Here is a 17,022-nt window from a genome sequence, read left to right as displayed (position 1 = left end):
GCCTCGCCCTGCTCGCGATCGCCGGGGCGGCCGACTCGGTCAGCGTCGTCACCCGCGGGACGCTGATCCAGCTCGCCGTGCCCGACGACCTGCGCGGCCGGACCGCCGCGATCGAGATGATCGTCGGAGCCGGCGGCCCGGAGGTCGGCAACCTCCGCGGCGGCGCCGTCGCCCAGCTGACCTCGGGCCCGTTCGCCCTGGTCAGCGGTGGCATCACCTGCCTGCTCGCCCTGGCCGCGGTCGGCGCCACCTCCCGGCAGCTGCTCGGATTCCGAACAAACAAGCCCGTCGCGTAGCTCGAAGATCGCAGCCACCACGTGACTGCGATCTTCAAGCTAGTGGGCGACCTCTGCGTCGAGCCGCTGGTCGGCAGAGCCCGCAGGACACTCCGGGCACGGCGTGACCTCCCCCGACCAACCACCACGGCCGAGCAGCTCACCGATGCGAGCCGCTGTCCGGCACGGGTCACCGAGCACCTGGCCGTAGGTCAGCCGAACAGTCCGAACCTTGTGGGCGACGGCAGCATCCAGATCACGAGCATGGTCGGCGTCGCGGGCAGCGGCGCTGCCATGGAAGGCACGGCCGTCGAGCTCGACGACCAGCCCGTACGCCGCGTAGGTGACGTCGCGCTCAACGGAGACTCCAGCGACCGAGTCGGCGACCTGACGCTCTCCCGCAGGCAGGCCGTGGGCGCGCTCGACGCGTCTGAGGTACTCGCGTTCAAGCACGGAGCACGCTCCGGCCTTGAGATCCTCGAGCAGCTCCACCATCAGCTGCCGATCGGGAATCCGTCTGCGGTGGCCCAGGGCTTCGATGAGCGACACCGTCCTGATCACCTTCGTCTGGATCAGCTCGGCGAGCATGGCGAACGCCTCCGTGGCACCGCCGGCGTCGACCGCAGCGTCGATCGCCGCCTCCGCGAGCAGCTGCCTGGGCGGATACGCAGCCCAGTCGACGTGCCCGTCGAACCGGGCGCGCCGCCGGACGACGACGCCATCGGGCGCGCGCACAGTGCGACTCATCGGGACCATCACCTCGATCGGAGCGCGCTCAGGCGGTTTCGGCAGCGCCGACCTCCCCGTCAGCGCGGCCGGCCAGCAGGCGAGCACGGCGGCCCACGCACGCTGACCCCACGTCGGGAGGCCGGTGTGGCTGACATAGACCCCAGGATGGATCGCGGTGAGCTCGCGGTTTCGTACGAGGCGACGGATGTCGTGGTCCTGTGCGTGCAGCTCGCGCAGCTGCCTGCGCGAGATGACTCCGCCCTGGACCTCGTCACGCAGGCGCACCATGCCGCCATGATCGAACGGCCGCTTCGGACCCCCTGAGTCCCCCATGTGACATTCCTATCCTGGGAACCGTCCATCCACCCCACAAACTCGAAGATCGCAGCCACCACGTGACTGCGATCTTCGAGCTAACGGTGCTGCCGGCGTACGGAATCCGCTACTTGAGCTCGCGCTTGAGGATCTTGCCGGTGGCGGTCATGGGGAGGGCGTCGACGATCTCGACGATGCGCGGGTACTTGTACGCCGCCATCTGCTCCTTGCTCCAGGCGACGATCTCCTCGGGGGTTGCCGAGGCGCCGGGCTTGGGCACGAGGACGGCCTTGATCTCCTCGCCGTGGGAGTCGTGCGGGACACCGATCACGGCAGCGAGAGAAACCGCCGGGTGGGTGAGAAGCACCTCTTCGATCTCGCGCGGGTAGACGTTGAAACCGCCGCGGATGATGAGCTCCTTGGCGCGGTCGACGATGTAGTACCACCCGTCCTCGTCACGCTTGGCGAGGTCGCCGGAGCGGAACCAGCCGTCCTCGGTGAGCACCTCGGCGGTCGCCTCGGGGCGGTTGTAATAGCCCTTGAAGATGTTGCTGCCCTTGATCGCGATCTCGCCGATGGTGTCGGCGGTCCACTCGACCTCGTCCCAGGACGCGGGGTCGATGAGCTTCATCTCGACACCGGGGATCGGGACGCCGATCGAGCCGGGCCGCACGGGCGCACCGTACTCCGAGAACGAGGCCACCGGCGAGGTCTCGGAGAGGCCGTAGCCCTCGAGGATGGTGACCCCGAAGCGCTTCTCGAACTCCTTGTGGATCTCGACCGGAAGGGCCGAGCCGCCGGCGGCGGCGACACGCAGGTTCTTGGCGATGGTGGCCACGTCGATGTCCTCGGAGAGGGCGCCGAGCAGGCCCCAGTACATCGTCGGGACGCCGGCGAAGAAGCTGACGCTCTCCTTGAGCATCGTCGCCAGCGCGGCGTTCGCGTCGAAGCGCGGCAGCAGCACGACGGTGCCGCCGAAGGCGATCGAGCCGTTCTGCACGACGGTCTGACCGAACGCGTGGAAGAGGGGCAGCACGGCGAGATAGGTGTCGGGGCGCTCGGCGTCGGCACCGAAGAGCTCGGCGCCGGCCAGCGCGTTGTCGCGCATGTTGCGGTGGCGCAGCTCGGCACCCTTGGGCTGACCGGTGGTGCCGGAGGTGTAGAGGATGACCGCGGTGTCGTCCTCGTCGGTGGCCACGGTGTCGAAGGTGGGCGGCTGGGTGCCGATGCCCTGGCCGAGCGTGGTCACGCCCTCGATCGGCGATGCCGCGGTCGGGTCGGCGGTGATCAGGAAGAAGTCCTCGACCCCGGCCTCCTTCGCGCCGGCGTGCGCCTCGGCACCGATGGCCAGCTCGGGCGTGCCCTCGAACGCGAAGAGTGCCTTCGCGTCCGAGTCCTTGAGGTGGTAGGCCACCTCGCGCCCCTTGAGCAGCACGTTGAGCGGCACGACGGTGGCTCCGGCCTTGAGGATGCCGAAGTAGACCATCGTGAAGTAGGGCAGGTTCGGGCTCATCAGGGCGACCCGGTCGCCCGCGCCGATGCCCTTGCTCGCCAGCAGGTTGGCGACCTGGTTTGCGGCACCGTTGACCTGGGCATAGCTCAGACGGATGTCACCGAGGACGATCGCGGTGCGCTCGGGATGCTTCGCGGCCGAGTCTTCGAGCAGCGAAGCGAGGTTGTACGTGGACACTTGGCCTCCATTGGGTCTGCGTGTTGCGCATCACAACCTACCTCTACCCAAGGTTAGTGCGACACGCGTCTCGGGAAACTTTGCTCAGCGGAGCGGCTCAGAAGCGATGCCCGGTCAGCTTCTCGTACGCCTCGACGTACCTCGCCCGGGTCCGGGCGACGATCTCCTCCGGAAGCTCCGGCGGCGGGCCATCGGCGGCACGGTCCCAGCCGGACTCGGTCGAGAGCAGCCAGCGTCGGATCACGTCCTTGTCGAAGCTGGGGATCGCGGTGCCGGGATGCCATTGCGACGCGTCCCAGTAACGGCTCGAGTCGGGGGTGAGCACCTCGTCGGCGAGCACGATCGTGCGGATCCCCAGGTCGTCCTGGCGCACCCCGAACTCGAACTTCGTGTCGGCGAGGATGAGGCCGCGCCCGCGCGCGATCTCGTCGGCGCGCTGGTAGATCGCCAGGGTCAGTCGCCGCAGCTCGGCGGCGTCGTCCTCGCCGATCAGCCTGGAGACGTACTCATAGGTGACGTTCTCGTCGTGGTCGCCGAGCTCGGCCTTGGTGGCCGGGGTGAAGATCGCCGGGGTGAGACGGGAGCCGTCCACGAGGCCGTCCGGGAGCCGGATGCCGCAGACCTCGCCGGTCTCGTCGTACTCACGCAGGCCAGAGCCGGTCAGGTAGCCGCGCGCGACGCACTCGACCGGGAGCATGTGCAGCTTCTGCGCGACCACGGCCCGGCCTTCGACGACAGCCGGGACCTCGGTCGAGAGCACGTGCGTCGGGACCAGGTCCTCGAACTGCTCGAACCACCACAGCGACAGCTTGGTGAGGATCTCGCCCTTGTCCGGGATGACCGTGTCGAAGACGTGGTCGAAGGCCGAGATGCGGTCGCTGGCGACCATCAGCAGCTGGCCCGCGTACGGACCTTCCTCGAGCTCGTAGAGGTCGCGCACCTTGCCGGAGTGGAGGTGCTTCGCGCCCGGGATCGCCGGCGCCGGCGGGATGTTGAGTTCAGCCACGGGATCAGCCTAAGAGATCGCAGGGGTGGGGGCCGCCCCCGCGCATGTGGCATCGTTCGAGCCATGGCCGAGACAGCTGAACAGATCTACGCCCGGGTCCAGGCCGCCGGCGAGCTGGCCGCACCGGGCGTGACCGAGTGGGACGTCTTCCCGTGGGTCGTACGTGACGGCGAGATCGCCCCCAAGCCGCTCGCTCCTCCTGCTCCCGAGGAGCCCCGCGGCGGCGAGGACGGGGTGGACTGCAAGCTGTGCGGCGCCGATCTACCCGGCGTGATCTGGCGCGACGAGAGCTGGCGGGTGAAGCACCTGACGCAGTCGGGACTGCCGCTGGTGCTGATCCTCGAGCCGCTCGAGCACTACGACCTGCCCGATCTCGACGAGCACCAGGCGGCCGAGTTCGGGATCCTCACGGTGCGGATCGCCAGGATCGTGGAGAGCCTGCCCAACATCGCCCGCTGCCACGCGATGCGCATCGGCGACGGCGCCGAGCACCTGCACATGTGGTTCCTCGCCCGCCCGACGGACCTGCTCTCCGTACGCGGCAGCTTCTCGCCCGACTGGGACGACATCCTCCCGCCGGGCCCCGAGGAGATCTGGCACGCCGACCTCGCCGAGGTCGCCCGCAAGCTCGCCACCCACGGCGGCGAAGCACTGGCCTGAGCTCAGTGGTCGCTGCGCCAGCGCAGCAGCCCGGCCACCGAGGAGAGCACCACGACGACCGTGCCGTAGGCGTAGGTCGTGGCGGCGAGACCGATCTGCGGCGTCAGCAGCCCGGCGACGACGGCCGGGATGCCGAAGGCCAGGTAGGACACGATGAAGATCACCGCGAAGACCTCGGCCCGCTCGTGAGCCGGGAGCAGCGGCATGATCGTGCGCAGGATGCCGAAGAAGGCCGTCCCGAAGCCGGAGCCCGCGACGACCACGGCGACGATGTACGCCGCCGGCGAGCCGGTCGAGAGTGCGAGCAGGCTGAGCACCGTGCCGCCGGCCAGCGCGGCCGTGCCATAGAGGGTCGTCACCCGAGCGGAGCGATTCCGGAAGACGTACGCAGCCACCGCTCCCGTTCCGGCGAGGGCACCGATCGACAGCCCCTGGATGATGTGGCTGGTGGCGCCCAGCTCGATGCGTACGATCGCGGCGCCGAGGGAGAGGAACAGCCCACCGGTGGCCCAGCCGGCGAAGATCGCCGGAGCGCTGCGGGCGAGCAGGCTCCGGATCGCGGGCGGCACGGCGATCCGTGGACGAAGCGAGGCGAGCAGGCCCTCGTGGCGGGGCGCGGTCTCCGGGACCAGCCACACGCCTGCCGCGAGCACGAGGGAGAGCACGACGAGGACGTCGAACACGATGGCCCGCGCGTCGGTGGTCGCCTGCATGGCCACACCGGCACCCACAGCGCCGACCGCCAGTCCGACCATCGGCGCGACGGCGTTGGTCACCGCAGCAGAGCCCGGCCGCGAAGGTCGCTCGAAGTCTGTGATGGCGGCCGAGAGGGTCGAGAGCAGCAGGCCGCTGGCGATCCCCTGCAGGATCCGCGCGTCGAAGAGGACAGCGGCGGTGTCGGCGCCTCGGAAGAGCGCGAAGCTGCCCGCCAGAAGGAGGAACCCGGCGGTCACCACCGGGCGACGGCCGACGTGGTCGGAGATCGACCCGAGCACGAGCAGGGTGGCAAGCAGCGCAACGGCGTAGACGGCGAAGACCGCGGTCATCACCCAGGACTGGAGCCCGAGACCCACCTCGAGATCGGGGTAGAAGGGCGAGGGAGCGCTGGCCCCGGCCATCATCAGCACGACCGCACCGAGCGCCAGCCCCGCACCGAGTCGCCGCCCGACGACGGCGTCCGTCGTCGTCGCGTCCACTGTCTCTACCGACATCACCACTCCCTCCACTGTTCGAACTAATTCGAACCTTTTAGGAGCGTACGTGCCTTCCACTGACCGTGCAACTATTATCGAACCATGAGTTCTTCCCCGGACCTTCCGCACCCTGAGCGGTCGGAGATCTCACTGACCACCGTGCTCTTCGCGCTCAGCGACCCCGAGCGCCTGGCGATCGCCCGCCAGCTGGTCGACGGTCCCCTCGACATGGCCGAGTGCCACCTGAGCAATCCGGACGTGCCGAAGTCGACGAAGTCACACCTGATGAAGGTGCTGCGTACCGCGGGAGTGGTCCGCAACGAGGCCAACGGCCGCGCCCGGCGACTCTCGCTGCGACGCGAGGATCTCGACGCGCGCTTCCCCGGGCTCCTCGACGCCGTGCTCTCCGCAGAGGAGAGCGAGGACGCCGTCAAGCAGGCGTGATGTCCGAGACGCCGGGGATGCTCACGCCGCCCCGGCGCACCAAGGACTGCTCACCCCTCTGGACGACCTTGTAGAAGCTCTCGCTCTTCCCGCGCAGGAACGGGGTGGGGCCGAGGAGCGAGAGACGGCCGTGGGCGAGGCGGCTGGCGGTGCGTACGGCCAGCCATCTCCTCTCGTGCGCCGCCGACCAGGGGATCCCGTAGTGATCGCGAACGAGCGGCGGGAGGCTGCCCTGGACGACGGTCCGCAGCGTCTCGGAGGTCGGCGCTCCGCCGGGGAGGTGGTAGCCGGAGGTGCCGGCGATGTTGCGCCCGACCAGGCGTGCCTCGTCGACGAGATGCGGCTCGTCCGAGAAGAGCCAGGCGTCGAAGCGGCGGCGGAAGTCGGGATAGGACGCCGGCGCAGCGGAGCCCGGCATGCCGAAGAGGCGGGCCCAGGTCACGAACCCGTCGAAGAGCTCCTCACGCTCGTGCGGGCGGAGCGGACGGACCAGGGCGTCGTACATGAACTCCACCGAGTCGAGCGCGAACGCCGCCGTCCACCACATCAGTCCGGGGTCGGCGGCCGAGTAGTGCGCGCCGGCGGGGTGGGCCGGGCCGCCGTCGACCCCCATCGTCCCCTCGACGGGCACGTGGCGCTTCGCCGTGAACGCCAGCGCCCGATCGGCTTCCTCCTTGGTCCCGAGGAACACGGTCTCCATCAGCCGGGCGGTGAGCGCGAGCCGCGTATAGGGCGTCGCCCGATGGGCCGTGTGCTGCGCAGTGCCGACGAAGAGCCGAGGATGCAGGCCACCGACCACCAGCGCCCGCTGGCCCCAGCTCAGCCCGACGACCCGCTGACGCATCGCACGGGCCACCATCGAGTCTGGTGCGAAGTACCCGGGCATACCGACAGTCTGCCACCACCGCGCGGCGGACGCTCGGGGTTCAGGCGGGCTGTTCAGGCGGGCTGTTCAGGCAGGCTGTTCAGGCAGGCTCGAGCGCCGGGACGACGTACTCCCTGGTCAGCGGCGCGAACTGCGCCCCCTCGGCGATCTCGGCCAGGCTCGCCCAGCGCAGCTCGGCGATCTCGGCCGCCGCATCCGGCGCCACCGCGACGGCGCAGGTGAAGACCGTCGACCGCACCAGATGACCCGGCTCGTTGGCCGCGTCCGCCTCGAACTCGCCCAGCAGCGCGAGGTCCTCCAGACGCAGACGTACGCCGAGCTCCTCCGCCACCTCACGGACGGCCGCCTCCGCCGCCGACTCCCCCGGCTCCAGCTTCCCGCCGGGCAGCATGAACTTCGCGGTGCCGTTCTTGCGGACGGTCAGCATCCGCCCCTCGCCGTCACGGAAGACAACGGCCGCGACGGTGATGACCGGCCCGACGTTCGGGCTCAGAGGATCTCCCCCGGGGCGTACGCAGCGGCCTCGGGGTAGCGGGCAGTGACATTCTCCACGCGGCGTACGACCTCCTGCACCTGGGCGACGGCGGCTCCGGTGAAGGTGATCGGCTCGGCGACGAGCGACTCCAGCTGTGCCTCGGAGAGACCCAGGCGGGAGTCGGCCGCGAGCTTGGCGAAGACGTCGTTCTCGGCCTGGCCCTTGCGCATCGACAGCGCCGTGCCGACGGCCGCCTCCTTGATCGCCTCGTGGGCGGCCTCGCGACCGACGCCGTTGCGCACCGCCGCCATCAGCACCTTGGTGGTCGCCAGGAACGGCAGGTAGCGGTCGAGCTCGCGCTGGATCACGGCCGGGAAGGCGCCGAACTCGTCCAGCACGGTCAGGAAGGTCTGGAAGAGACCGTCGGCGGCGAAGAAGGCGTCGGGGAGCGCCACCCGGCGCACCACCGAGTCGGAGACGTCGCCCTCGTTCCACTGGTCACCGGCCAGCTCGGAGATCATCGAGAGGTAGCCGCGCAGGACGACCGAGAGGCCGTTGACCCGCTCGGTGGAGCGCGAGTTCATCTTGTGCGGCATGGCGCTCGAGCCGACCTGGCCCTCCTTGAACCCCTCGGTGACCAGCTCGTTGCCGGCCATGAGACGGATCGTGGTCGACAGGTTCGAGGGACCGGAGATCAGCTGGACCAGCGCCGAGACCGCGTCGAAGTCGAGGGAGCGCGGGTAGACCTGACCCACGCTCGTGAAGACGTTCTCGAAACCCAGGTGGGCCGCGACCCGCTCCTCGAGCGCCGCCAGCTTGGTGGCGTCGCCGTCGAGCAGGTCGAGCATGTCCTGGGACGTACCCATCGGGCCCTTGATCCCCCGCAGCGGATAGCGGGCGATGAGGTCCTCGACCCGCGCCAGCCCGACCAGCATCTCGTCGGCGACCGTGGCGAACCGCTTGCCGAGCGTCGTGGCCTGGGCGGCGACATTGTGCGAGCGGCCGGCCATCACGGTGGTCTCGTGCTCGGCCGCGAGCCGCGCGAGGCGAGCCAGCGTCGCGACGGCGCGGTCGCGGATCATCTTCAAGGACGAGAGCACCTGCAGCTGCTCGACGTTCTCGGTCAGGTCGCGCGAGGTCATGCCCTTGTGGATGTGCTCGTGCCCGGCCAGCGCGGCGAACTCCTCGATCCGCGCCTTCACGTCGTGGCGGGTCACCCGCTCACGGGCGGCGATCGAGCCGAGGTCGACACCGGACTCACCGAGGGCGACAACCTTCTCGTACGCCTCGACGACCCCGTCAGGCACCTCGATGCCCAGATCCTTCTGAGCCTTGAGCACCGCGATCCAGAGCTGGCGCTCCAGCACGATCTTGTGCTCGGGACTCCAGATCCCGGCGAGGTCGGCCGCGGCATAGCGGTTGGCAAGAACATTGGGAACGGCCACGGCGCCATTCTCCCACGGACGCCGTGGCCGTCCTGAATCCAGCAGGCCCGCCGAGATCAGGCGGTCAGGACCTTGTCCCCCTTCGGCAGCGTGACCACAGCGAGGAGCGCCAGCATCCCGACGGCCGCGAAGAAGTAGAAGCCCCACGGGTGCCCGACCCCGCCCGCGACCAGAGCGCCGGTGATCACGGGGCCGACGATCGAGCCGATCCGGCCGATCCCGGACGCCGAGCCCAGCGCGGTGCCGCGCAGCTCGGTGGGGAAGACCTGGGTGACGTACGCATAGACCAGGACCTGCGCGGAGAAGACGAAGACCCCGGTGAAGAAGACCGTGATCCCGAGGACCACGTCGCTGCCGGTCTTGACGCTGAGCAGGGCCAGGAAGACCGCGCCGGCGCCGAACCAGGCGATGATCGTGCCCTTGATCCCACGGCGGTCCGCGACGTACCCACCCACGATCAGGCCGACGATGCCGCCGGCGTTGAGGATGAGCAGCTGCGCGACCGCGTGCGGCACCGGATAGCCCGCCGCGGCCATCAGCTGCGGCAGCCAGGTGTTGAGCCCGTAGACCAGCAGCAGGCCCATGAAGGACGTCACCCAGACCCCCACGCACGTACGCAGCAGGGTCGGCCGCAGCAGTGCCTTCATCGGCAGCTTCTCGGCCTTGGCCTCGACGCGCGCCAAGAAGTCGGCAGACTCGGGCAGCTTGACCCACTGGACCGCCGCGACCACCAGGCCGATCAAGCCCAGGACGTAGAAGAGGACCTTCCAGTCGCCGGCGAAGTAGACCGCGAGCAGCGAGATGATCACCGCACCGGTGTGGTAGCCGGTCATGGTCAGCGTGCTGGCCCGCGCCCGCTTGTCGGCGGAGAGCGCCTCCGACATCATCGTCAGCGAGGCCGGCATGCAGGCACCCAGACCCAGCCCGGCCAGGAACCGCAGCCCGGCGAACATCGCCACCGAGGTCGACAGCGGCACCAGCAGGGTGAAGACCGAGAAGATGACGACCGAGCCGATCAGCACGATCCGGCGCCCGAAGCGGTCCGAGAGCGGACCGACGCCGATCGCGCCGACCGCGACGCCGACCAGGGACATCGTCGCGACCGTGGTCGCGTCGACCGCGGTGAAGCCGAGATACTCGGTCTTCAGCAGCGTCGGGATGATCGCGCCGAGCACGACGAGGTCATAGCCCTCGAGGAGCACGGTGATCCAGCACAGGATCACCGTCCACCTGGCGGTTCCGGAGGCGGCTGTGGCTGCCGTGGTGGTTGTAGGGGACATGGCTGACCCGACCTTTCAGGAGGGGGTGGTGAGGGCGGTGTCGATCTGCAGAAGTCGTGGGCCGTCGACCGGCTCGGCGAGGGCGGCGCGGAGCTCCTCGGCGCCGGCGACGTGCCGGGCCGGCACGCCGTAGCCCTCGGCTATCCGGGTGAAGTCGATGCCGGGGACGTCCAGGCCGGGTACGTCGGGAGTGCCCAGCAGCCCCGCGAACCAGCGCAAGGCGCCGTACGTCCCGTTGCGGAGCAGCACGAAGGTGACCGGGATCCGTAGCTGTGCCGCGGTCCACAGCGCGGTGATCCCGTAGTTGGCCGAGCCGTCGCCGATCACCCCGACGACCGGCCGGTCGGGCCGGCCGAGCGCGATCCCGACCGCTGCCGGGATCCCGAAGCCCAGCCCGCCGGCAGCGGGGAAGAAGTAGGACCCCGGGTGCCGCAGGTCCATCTGCCGCCACCAGGCCGCGTTGGTCGAGGTCGACTCCACGACATAGCTCGTCTCGGCGGGCATCACGTCACGCAGAGCCGCGAAGACCTGCTCGGGGTGGGTCGCGGCCTCGGGGGCTGTCGCGGGTTCCGGCACCGGCTGGTAGGAGCCGGCCTGGCCCGGCTGGCGCGGCTGGCGCGGCTGGCCCGGCTGCTCGGCCAGCGCCTCGGTCAGCAGCGCGATCACCGCGCCCGGGTCGGCGACGAGGGCCTCGCCCATCGGCGCCCGGGCCGCGGCCGCAGCATCCTCGGTGACCTGCAGCAACGTGGTTCCGGCGGGAAGATAGGACCCCGGCAGATGCTCGTGGTAGCGGAAGACGGGAGCCCCGAGCACCAGCACGAGATCGTGCCCCTCGAACGCCTCCGAGACCGGTCGGATCCCGGCCGGGAGCACCCCACGGAAGAGCGGGTGCCGGTTGGGGAACGGCAGCCGGAACTGCGACGGCGCGGCCCACACCGGTCCGCCGAGCCGCTCGGCGAGGCCGACAGCGGCGCCGAAGAGCCCGGCGGTGTCGATGTCGCCGCCGAGCACGAGCACCGGGCTCGTGGCGGTGCGGACCCGCTCGACCAGCCACTCGGCCTGCTCTCCCGACGGCATCGCGGCGCGAGCCACCCGGCGGTCCAGCACTGCGGCCGCGTTCTCGTCGGCCGGCGCGTCCCAGTCGTCGTAGGGCACCGACAGATAGGTCGGTCGCCGCTGCAGCTCCGCCTCGAAGGTCGCCTGCGCGAGCGCCCTGGGTACGTCGGTGGCGGTGGCCGGCTCGCCGGCCCAGCCGACCAGGGGCTTCATCAACGAGGTCGCGTCGACGTTGGCGAGGTTGGCCTCCACACCGATCGCTGAGCGCACCTGCTGGCCGGCGACGACCACCAGCGGCGTACGCGCGGCGACGGCGTTGGTGAGAGCGCCCATCGCGTTGCCGGAGCCGGAGGCGGCGTGCAGGTTCACGAGCACCGGCCGGCCGGTGACCTGGGCGAACCCGTCGGCCATCCCGAGCACGGCGCCCTCGTGCAGCCCGAGCACATAGCGGAACGAGGAGGGCAGCTGGGCGAGGAAGGGGAGCTCGTTGGAACCCGGGTTGCCGAAGACGGTGGTCATCCCCTGGCGCTCCAGGAAACGGTGGGCGAGCTGACGCACCGAGGGCAACGTACTTCCTCCACGAGAACCGAGGGCTGTGACCTGTGCCACAGGCGGACCGGGCCACCATAAGGTCGGATTTCGCATGCGATCCAATCGATTCTGCTCACCACTTATATCGATGACATCGATAAAGTCCGTGCCATGGTGGACTTCGATCTCAACCTCGTACGCACCTTCGTGCTCCTCTACGAGACGGGCAGCGTCACCTCGACCGCCGAAGCGCTCCATCTCAGCCAGCCCACGGTCAGCTACAGCCTCGGCAAGCTCCGCCGGCGGTTCGACGACGAGCTCTTCCGGCGCTCGCCGGCGGGAATGGTGCCGACCGTGAGCGCCGAGCGCCTCTACCCGCCGCTGCGCAAGGCGCTGGCCGACATCGACGGGGCCGTGAGCCGGCGCGCCGCCTTCGACCCGGCCACGACCCCGGCCCGGTTCACGATCGCGCTCTCCGACATCGGGGAGACGACCCTGCTCCCCCAGCTCGTCACCGCCGCCCGGCAGGAGGCGCCCGGCGTCACCTTCGCGGTGCGCGCGCTCGACGTCACCGACGCGGAGGACCTGCTGATCCGCGGCGAGCTGGACGCCTTCGTCGCCACCCCGGTGATCTCGTCGCCGAAGCTGACCCGCATCCCGCTCTTCAAGTCGGCCTATCGGGCGATGGCCGCGGCCGACCACCCACGGCTGCGGCGCTCCCGGGTCAGCCTCGAGGAGCTCGGCAGGGAGCAGCACGCGCTCGTCCTCGGCCCGACCGGCCATCGCGGGCCGCCGGTCGCGCTCGCCACCCACGGGCTGCTCGACCGGGTGGCTCTGGAGGTCACGCGCTTCTCGATCCTCCCGCACCTCCTGGAGGAGTCCGACCTGATCGCGATCGCCCCGGCCGACGCGGCCGAGATCTTCGCCCGGTCCCACCGGATCCGGGTGCTGGAGCTCCCGTTCGAGATCGAGCCGGTCGAGGTCGCCGCCTACGCCCGTCACGAGCACTCGCGCAGCCCCGAGCAGCAGTGGCTGGTCGACTTCCTCGTCCGCGTGCTCGCCCGCCCGCGGCCTGAGTGACCGGTTTCCGGACCCGTGCGCCCGCCGGGCCTCGTACGCTGGCCCTCATGGCCCTGCGGATCCTCGCCAGCCGGCCCGACCCGGCGATCTACACCCTGCCCTGGTCCCTGCCTCTGGAGACCTGGCCGGACGACGTCGTGGTGCCGCTGACCCGCGGCCTGAGCCGTCACGTCGTACGCATCGTGCGGGTGCGCAACAACATCTACGCGGTCAAGGAGACCCAGGCCGACATCGCCCGGCGGGAGTACAACATGCTGCGCGAGCTGCAGCGGCTCGGCCTGCCGACGGTGGTCGCGAAGTGCGTCGTCACCGGGCGCAAGGACCGCGACGGCAACGACCTCGGTGCCGCGCTGATGACCGACCACCTCACCTACTCGCTCCCCTATCGGGCGCTGTTCGAGCGTGGCCTGGCCGCCGACCGGCTGCCCAGCCTGATCGACGCCCTCGTCGTCCTGCTCGTACGCCTCCACCTGGCCGGCTTCTACTGGGGCGACGTGTCCTTGTCGAACGTCCTCTTCGTCCGCGACGCGGCCGGGTTCGCCGCCTATCTGGTCGATGCCGAGACCGGTGAGCTCAAGGCGGACCTGTCCGACCGGCTGCGGGAGTACGACCTGGACGTCGCCTACCAGAACATCTACGGCGAGCTGCTCGACCTGCAGGCCAGCGAGTCGCTGCCGGAGGCCTTCCCGATCGACGCGATCGTCGAGCGCCTGCAGAGCCGCTATGACGCGCTGTGGCGCGAGCTCACCGAGGAGCAGGTCTTCTCCGCCGAGGAGATGTGGCACATCGAGCAGCGCATCGAGCGCCTCCACGACCTCGGCTTCGACGTCGAGGAGCTCGACATCACCACCAGCGAGGACGGCGACACCGTCGCGCTCCGGCCGCGGGTGGTCGAGCTCGGCCATCATCGCCGCGAGCTGCGTACGCTGACCGGCCTGGACGTCCAGGACGCCCAGGCGAGGCGGATCCTCAACGACATCTCCGCCTTCCGCGCCACCCGCGAGCTCGGCGACCTGCCGATCGAGGTCGCCGCCAACCGGTGGCTGCGCGAGGTCTACGAGCCCATCGTCGCCATGCGGCCTCCCGGCGCCGCCGCCAAGCTCACCGCGGCGCAGACGTTCCACGAGATCCTCGACCATCGCTGGGTGCTCTCCGAGTTCGCCGGCGAGTGGGTCAAGCTCATCAACGCCGCCGAGTCCTACTACGAGGACGTCATCAAGCACCGCCCCGACGAGGCGCTCACCCCACCCGGCGAGGAGTGAGCAGAGGGTTGTGAAGCCGAGAGTGGCCTATGGACCACGCTCAGCTTCACAACCCCGCGACGCTTAAGGTGGGTCCGTGAAGATCCTCGTCGTTGGCACCGGTGGTCGTGAGCACGCGCTCGCGCTGAAGCTCTCCCAGGAAGGCAACGAGGTGTACGCCGCGCCCGGGAACCCCGGGATCGCGGAGTTCGCCACGCTGCGAGATGTCGACATCATGTCCGGGCCCGCAGTGGCCGACCTGGCTGCCGATCTCGGCGTAGACCTCGTCATCGTCGGGCCGGAGGCGCCGCTGGTGGCTGGCGTCGCCGATGACGTGCGTGAGCGCGGGGTCGCGGTCTTCGGGCCGTCCGGCGCGGCCGCGCAGCTGGAGGGGTCGAAGGCCTTCTCCAAGGACGTGATGTCGGTGGCCGGCGTGCCGACGGCCGGGTCGCGGGTGGCGACCACCCCCGAGGAGGCGGCCGCGGCACTGGACGAGTTCGGGGCGCCGTACGTCGTGAAGGACGATGCCCTGGCCGCGGGCAAAGGCGTCGTCGTGACGCGCGACCGCAAGGAGGCGCTGGCGCACGCTGCCGCCTGCGAGCGGGTCGTCATCGAGGAGTTCCTCGACGGGCCGGAAGTCTCGCTGTTCGCGGTCTGCGACGGTTCACGGGCCTACGCACTGCAACCGGCGCAGGACTTCAAGCGGATCTTCGACGGCGGCAAGGGCGCCAACACCGGCGGGATGGGCGCCTACTCGCCGCTGCCGTGGGCGCAGCCAGACCTGGCGGCGGTCGTGCTCGAGACGGTCGTCGAGCCGACGTTGGCCGAGATGGAGAAGCGGGGCGCCCCCTTCGTCGGGTGCCTCTACGTCGGGCTCTCGCTGACCGCAAACGGGCCCAAGGTGATCGAGTTCAACTGCCGCTTCGGAGACCCGGACGTACAGCCCGTTCTTGCTCTTCTCGAGTCGCCCCTCGGCGACCTTCTCCTCGCCGCGGCCACGGGAGCGTTGGAGACCGTGGAGCCGCCCGCCTTCTCCGATGGCGCCTCGGTGACCGTCGTGCTGGCCTCGGCGGGCTATCCGGAGACCTCCTCGAAGGGCGATGTCATCACCGGGGCCGGCAACGCCAACTCGATCAACGACGTGGACGTCATCCACGCCGGCACCACGATCGTCGATGCCGGCACGCCGGAGGAGCCCGACCACCGCCACCTGGTCACCGCCGGCGGGCGCGTTCTCGCCGTCCGCGCGAAGGGCTACGACATCGACGACGCCCGCTCGCGGGCCTACGCCGCCGCCGAGCTGATCACCTTCGACGGTCTCCAGCGGCGCTCCGACATCGCCGCCGAGCCGCTCGGTGTCGTCGAGGGCGCGTCTCTGTTGTGACCACCCGGATAGGCTCCCGGGCATGATCTGGGTCGTCTTCGGCGTCACCTTCACACTCCTGCTCGGCCTGCTGCTCTGGGCCAGCAACAAGGCACTGCGCTCCCCGCGACGCGGCCTCTCCGCCGGGATCGGCGACGGGCTGGGCAGCTTCATCGACGTCTTCGACCCCGGCAACGCACGCGCCGCGCGCGACCTCGAGGACCAGGACAACGTCGGCCAGGTGGTGCCGTCGCCCGACGGCGACGACCCGCCGTACGGCGTCGACCTGAAGACCGGACGGGTCACCATCCGGCGCTCGGCGACCTGATCGCTCAAGCGGCGGCGGCCGGGACGCCCAACGCCATCAGGTCCCTGGCAATCTTCTCCGGTTCGTCGCGGAGCTCGCGGGACGTGCATCGGACGATGATGCGATCTGTCCCTGCCAACGCACGTTGCCTCGCCAGATCGTCCTCCCAGTGTTCGGCCTCCATGTGAAAGCCCCCATCCACCTCCAGGACAAGCGTGCGTCCGTCCTGAAGTCGCCACTCGCAGTCGGTGAAGCGGATCCGCCCGTCCGCATCCCGCCGCTTCACCTGACGCGTGGGATCAGCCAGGCCGAAGGCGCGGCACATGCGCTTGACATCCATCTCCGCCAGCGACTGAGCGCCTCCCTCGATGTCCTCGATCGCCCGCCGCAACGTGGCCGCGCGTCTGAGCGGTGTCAGCCGATCCAACCACTCGAGCAGACCCTCGGGGCTGGTCAGTTGCTGCTGAACAGCTGCCGCCAGCACACCCTGGGCCGTCCGTTCTGACCTATCGACGGCAGCGAAGAGGAGTACCGCTGCCTCGATGCGACAACGAGGCGGAGAGCCCACCGCGCGCAGCGACCGGCGAACCCGAACGAAACGAACTCCCGGGAGCGGGCTCGGCCGACCACGCTCGTAGGGCACAAAGATCGTGGCAACGTCTCGATGCCAGTTCTTCAGACCGGCGAGCGTCGCCGCGGTCAGGCCGCCGGCCATCGCACCGTAGCCGGCGTGCAGGACCGCATGCCAGATCCGTTGATCATCGCTGAGCTCGCCCGTGGTCGTCGCGACCACCGTTGGCGACAGCAGCTGCCATCGCTCGGAGTCGATCCGATGAGCAACACTCCACCGTGTCATGCCGGCCTCGGCCAGCTGCGCACGAGTGATCAAGCCACCCTGCGCATCAGCAACGCTCCGCCACCGTCCAGCTCCACTCCCCATGCCTGCAATGGCAACCCACCTGGACCCGCATCGCAACGGCAAAAGGTAGAGGCTGTGGATAACCAAGAGTTGTGAAGCTGAGAGTGACCTATAGGCCACTCTCAGC

General features: G+C 70.0%; 16 protein-coding genes and 1 pseudogene. 7 read left to right on the top strand and 10 right to left on the bottom strand.

Going from position 1 to position 17,022, the window contains the following annotated elements; all coding sequences use genetic code 11:
* Positions 1-296, top strand: a pseudogene (locus ACRDPS_RS02850) (MFS transporter); the annotation flags it as partial.
* Between the two features lie 39 nt (positions 297-335).
* On the opposite strand, the gene ACRDPS_RS02845 reads toward ACRDPS_RS02850, so the two are convergent.
* The 3 genes from ACRDPS_RS02845 to ACRDPS_RS02835 form a co-directional block, all read right to left on the bottom strand.
* Complete coding sequence (locus tag ACRDPS_RS02845; RefSeq protein ID WP_431500102.1) at positions 336-1,337, bottom strand: hypothetical protein; 1,002 nt, start codon at positions 1,335-1,337, stop codon at positions 336-338.
* 109 nt (positions 1,338-1,446) lie between these two features.
* Positions 1,447-3,009, bottom strand: a complete 1,563-nt coding sequence (locus ACRDPS_RS02840; protein ID WP_431500101.1) for a long-chain-fatty-acid--CoA ligase — start codon at positions 3,007-3,009, stop codon at positions 1,447-1,449.
* A 97-nt stretch (positions 3,010-3,106) separates the two neighbouring features.
* Complete coding sequence (locus tag ACRDPS_RS02835) at positions 3,107-4,015, bottom strand: phosphoribosylaminoimidazolesuccinocarboxamide synthase (protein WP_431500100.1); 909 nt, start codon at positions 4,013-4,015, stop codon at positions 3,107-3,109.
* A 63-nt stretch (positions 4,016-4,078) separates the two neighbouring features.
* Between ACRDPS_RS02835 and ACRDPS_RS02830 the strand changes: the two genes are divergently transcribed.
* On the top strand, positions 4,079-4,675 hold the full coding sequence (locus ACRDPS_RS02830; RefSeq protein ID WP_431500099.1) for a hypothetical protein: 597 nt from the start codon (positions 4,079-4,081) through the stop codon (positions 4,673-4,675).
* 2 nt (positions 4,676-4,677) lie between these two features.
* Here the strand turns inward: ACRDPS_RS02830 and ACRDPS_RS02825 are convergent, their stop codons facing one another.
* Positions 4,678-5,886, bottom strand: coding sequence for an MFS transporter (locus ACRDPS_RS02825; protein ID WP_431500098.1), 1,209 nt, complete (start codon positions 5,884-5,886; stop codon positions 4,678-4,680).
* Positions 5,887-5,970: 84 nt separating this feature from the next.
* Between ACRDPS_RS02825 and ACRDPS_RS02820 the strand changes: the two genes are divergently transcribed.
* Positions 5,971-6,312 carry an ArsR/SmtB family transcription factor gene (locus ACRDPS_RS02820; protein WP_431500097.1) on the top strand — a complete coding sequence of 114 codons (342 nt, stop codon included), beginning with the start codon at positions 5,971-5,973 and terminating at the stop codon, positions 6,310-6,312.
* On the opposite strand, the gene ACRDPS_RS02815 is transcribed toward ACRDPS_RS02820, so the two are convergent.
* From ACRDPS_RS02815 to mdlC, 5 genes are all read right to left on the bottom strand, one after another.
* Positions 6,299-7,198, bottom strand: coding sequence for an oxygenase MpaB family protein (locus ACRDPS_RS02815; protein WP_431500096.1), 900 nt, complete (start codon positions 7,196-7,198; stop codon positions 6,299-6,301). The two genes, ACRDPS_RS02820 and ACRDPS_RS02815, sit on opposite strands and share 14 nt — an antisense overlap.
* A 79-nt stretch (positions 7,199-7,277) precedes the next feature.
* Positions 7,278-7,667 (bottom strand): NUDIX hydrolase, encoded by a 390-nt coding sequence (locus tag ACRDPS_RS02810; protein ID WP_431500103.1) that lies wholly within the window; start codon positions 7,665-7,667, stop codon positions 7,278-7,280.
* 20 nt (positions 7,668-7,687) lie between these two features.
* Complete coding sequence (gene purB / locus ACRDPS_RS02805) at positions 7,688-9,118, bottom strand: adenylosuccinate lyase (RefSeq protein WP_431500095.1); 1,431 nt, start codon at positions 9,116-9,118, stop codon at positions 7,688-7,690.
* Positions 9,119-9,174: 56 nt separating this feature from the next.
* Positions 9,175-10,398 carry an MFS transporter gene (locus tag ACRDPS_RS02800; RefSeq protein WP_431500094.1) on the bottom strand — a complete coding sequence of 408 codons (1,224 nt, stop codon included), beginning with the start codon at positions 10,396-10,398 and terminating at the stop codon, positions 9,175-9,177.
* A gap of 15 nt (positions 10,399-10,413) precedes the next feature.
* Positions 10,414-12,012: a benzoylformate decarboxylase gene (mdlC, locus tag ACRDPS_RS02795; RefSeq protein ID WP_431500093.1), complete on the bottom strand. Its 1,599-nt coding sequence runs from the start codon at positions 12,010-12,012 to the stop codon at positions 10,414-10,416.
* 144 nt (positions 12,013-12,156) lie between these two features.
* On the opposite strand from mdlC, the gene ACRDPS_RS02790 reads away from it, so the two are divergent.
* The 4 genes from ACRDPS_RS02790 (at position 12,157) to ACRDPS_RS02775 (ending at position 15,997) form a co-directional block, all read left to right on the top strand.
* Positions 12,157-13,065: a LysR substrate-binding domain-containing protein gene (locus tag ACRDPS_RS02790; protein ID WP_431500092.1), complete on the top strand. Its 909-nt coding sequence runs from the start codon at positions 12,157-12,159 to the stop codon at positions 13,063-13,065.
* Positions 13,066-13,112: 47 nt separating this feature from the next.
* Complete coding sequence (locus tag ACRDPS_RS02785) at positions 13,113-14,327, top strand: DUF4032 domain-containing protein (RefSeq protein ID WP_431500091.1); 1,215 nt, start codon at positions 13,113-13,115, stop codon at positions 14,325-14,327.
* A 76-nt stretch (positions 14,328-14,403) separates the two neighbouring features.
* Positions 14,404-15,690, top strand: a complete 1,287-nt coding sequence (purD, locus tag ACRDPS_RS02780) for a phosphoribosylamine--glycine ligase (RefSeq protein WP_431500090.1) — start codon at positions 14,404-14,406, stop codon at positions 15,688-15,690.
* Positions 15,691-15,712: 22 nt separating this feature from the next.
* Positions 15,713-15,997, top strand: coding sequence for a hypothetical protein (locus tag ACRDPS_RS02775; RefSeq protein WP_431500089.1), 285 nt, complete (start codon positions 15,713-15,715; stop codon positions 15,995-15,997).
* A 4-nt stretch (positions 15,998-16,001) separates the two neighbouring features.
* Here ACRDPS_RS02775 and ACRDPS_RS02770 read toward each other — a convergent pair whose 3' ends face one another.
* Positions 16,002-16,865, bottom strand: coding sequence for a hypothetical protein (locus ACRDPS_RS02770; RefSeq protein ID WP_431500088.1), 864 nt, complete (start codon positions 16,863-16,865; stop codon positions 16,002-16,004).
* Positions 16,866-17,022: the final 157 nt, after the last annotated feature.

The organism is Nocardioides sp. (assembly GCF_050699375.1).
In the GTDB taxonomy this organism is placed as follows: Bacteria; Actinomycetota; Actinomycetes; order Propionibacteriales; family Nocardioidaceae; genus Nocardioides.
This window is presented reverse-complemented; position numbering and strand designations above follow the sequence as displayed.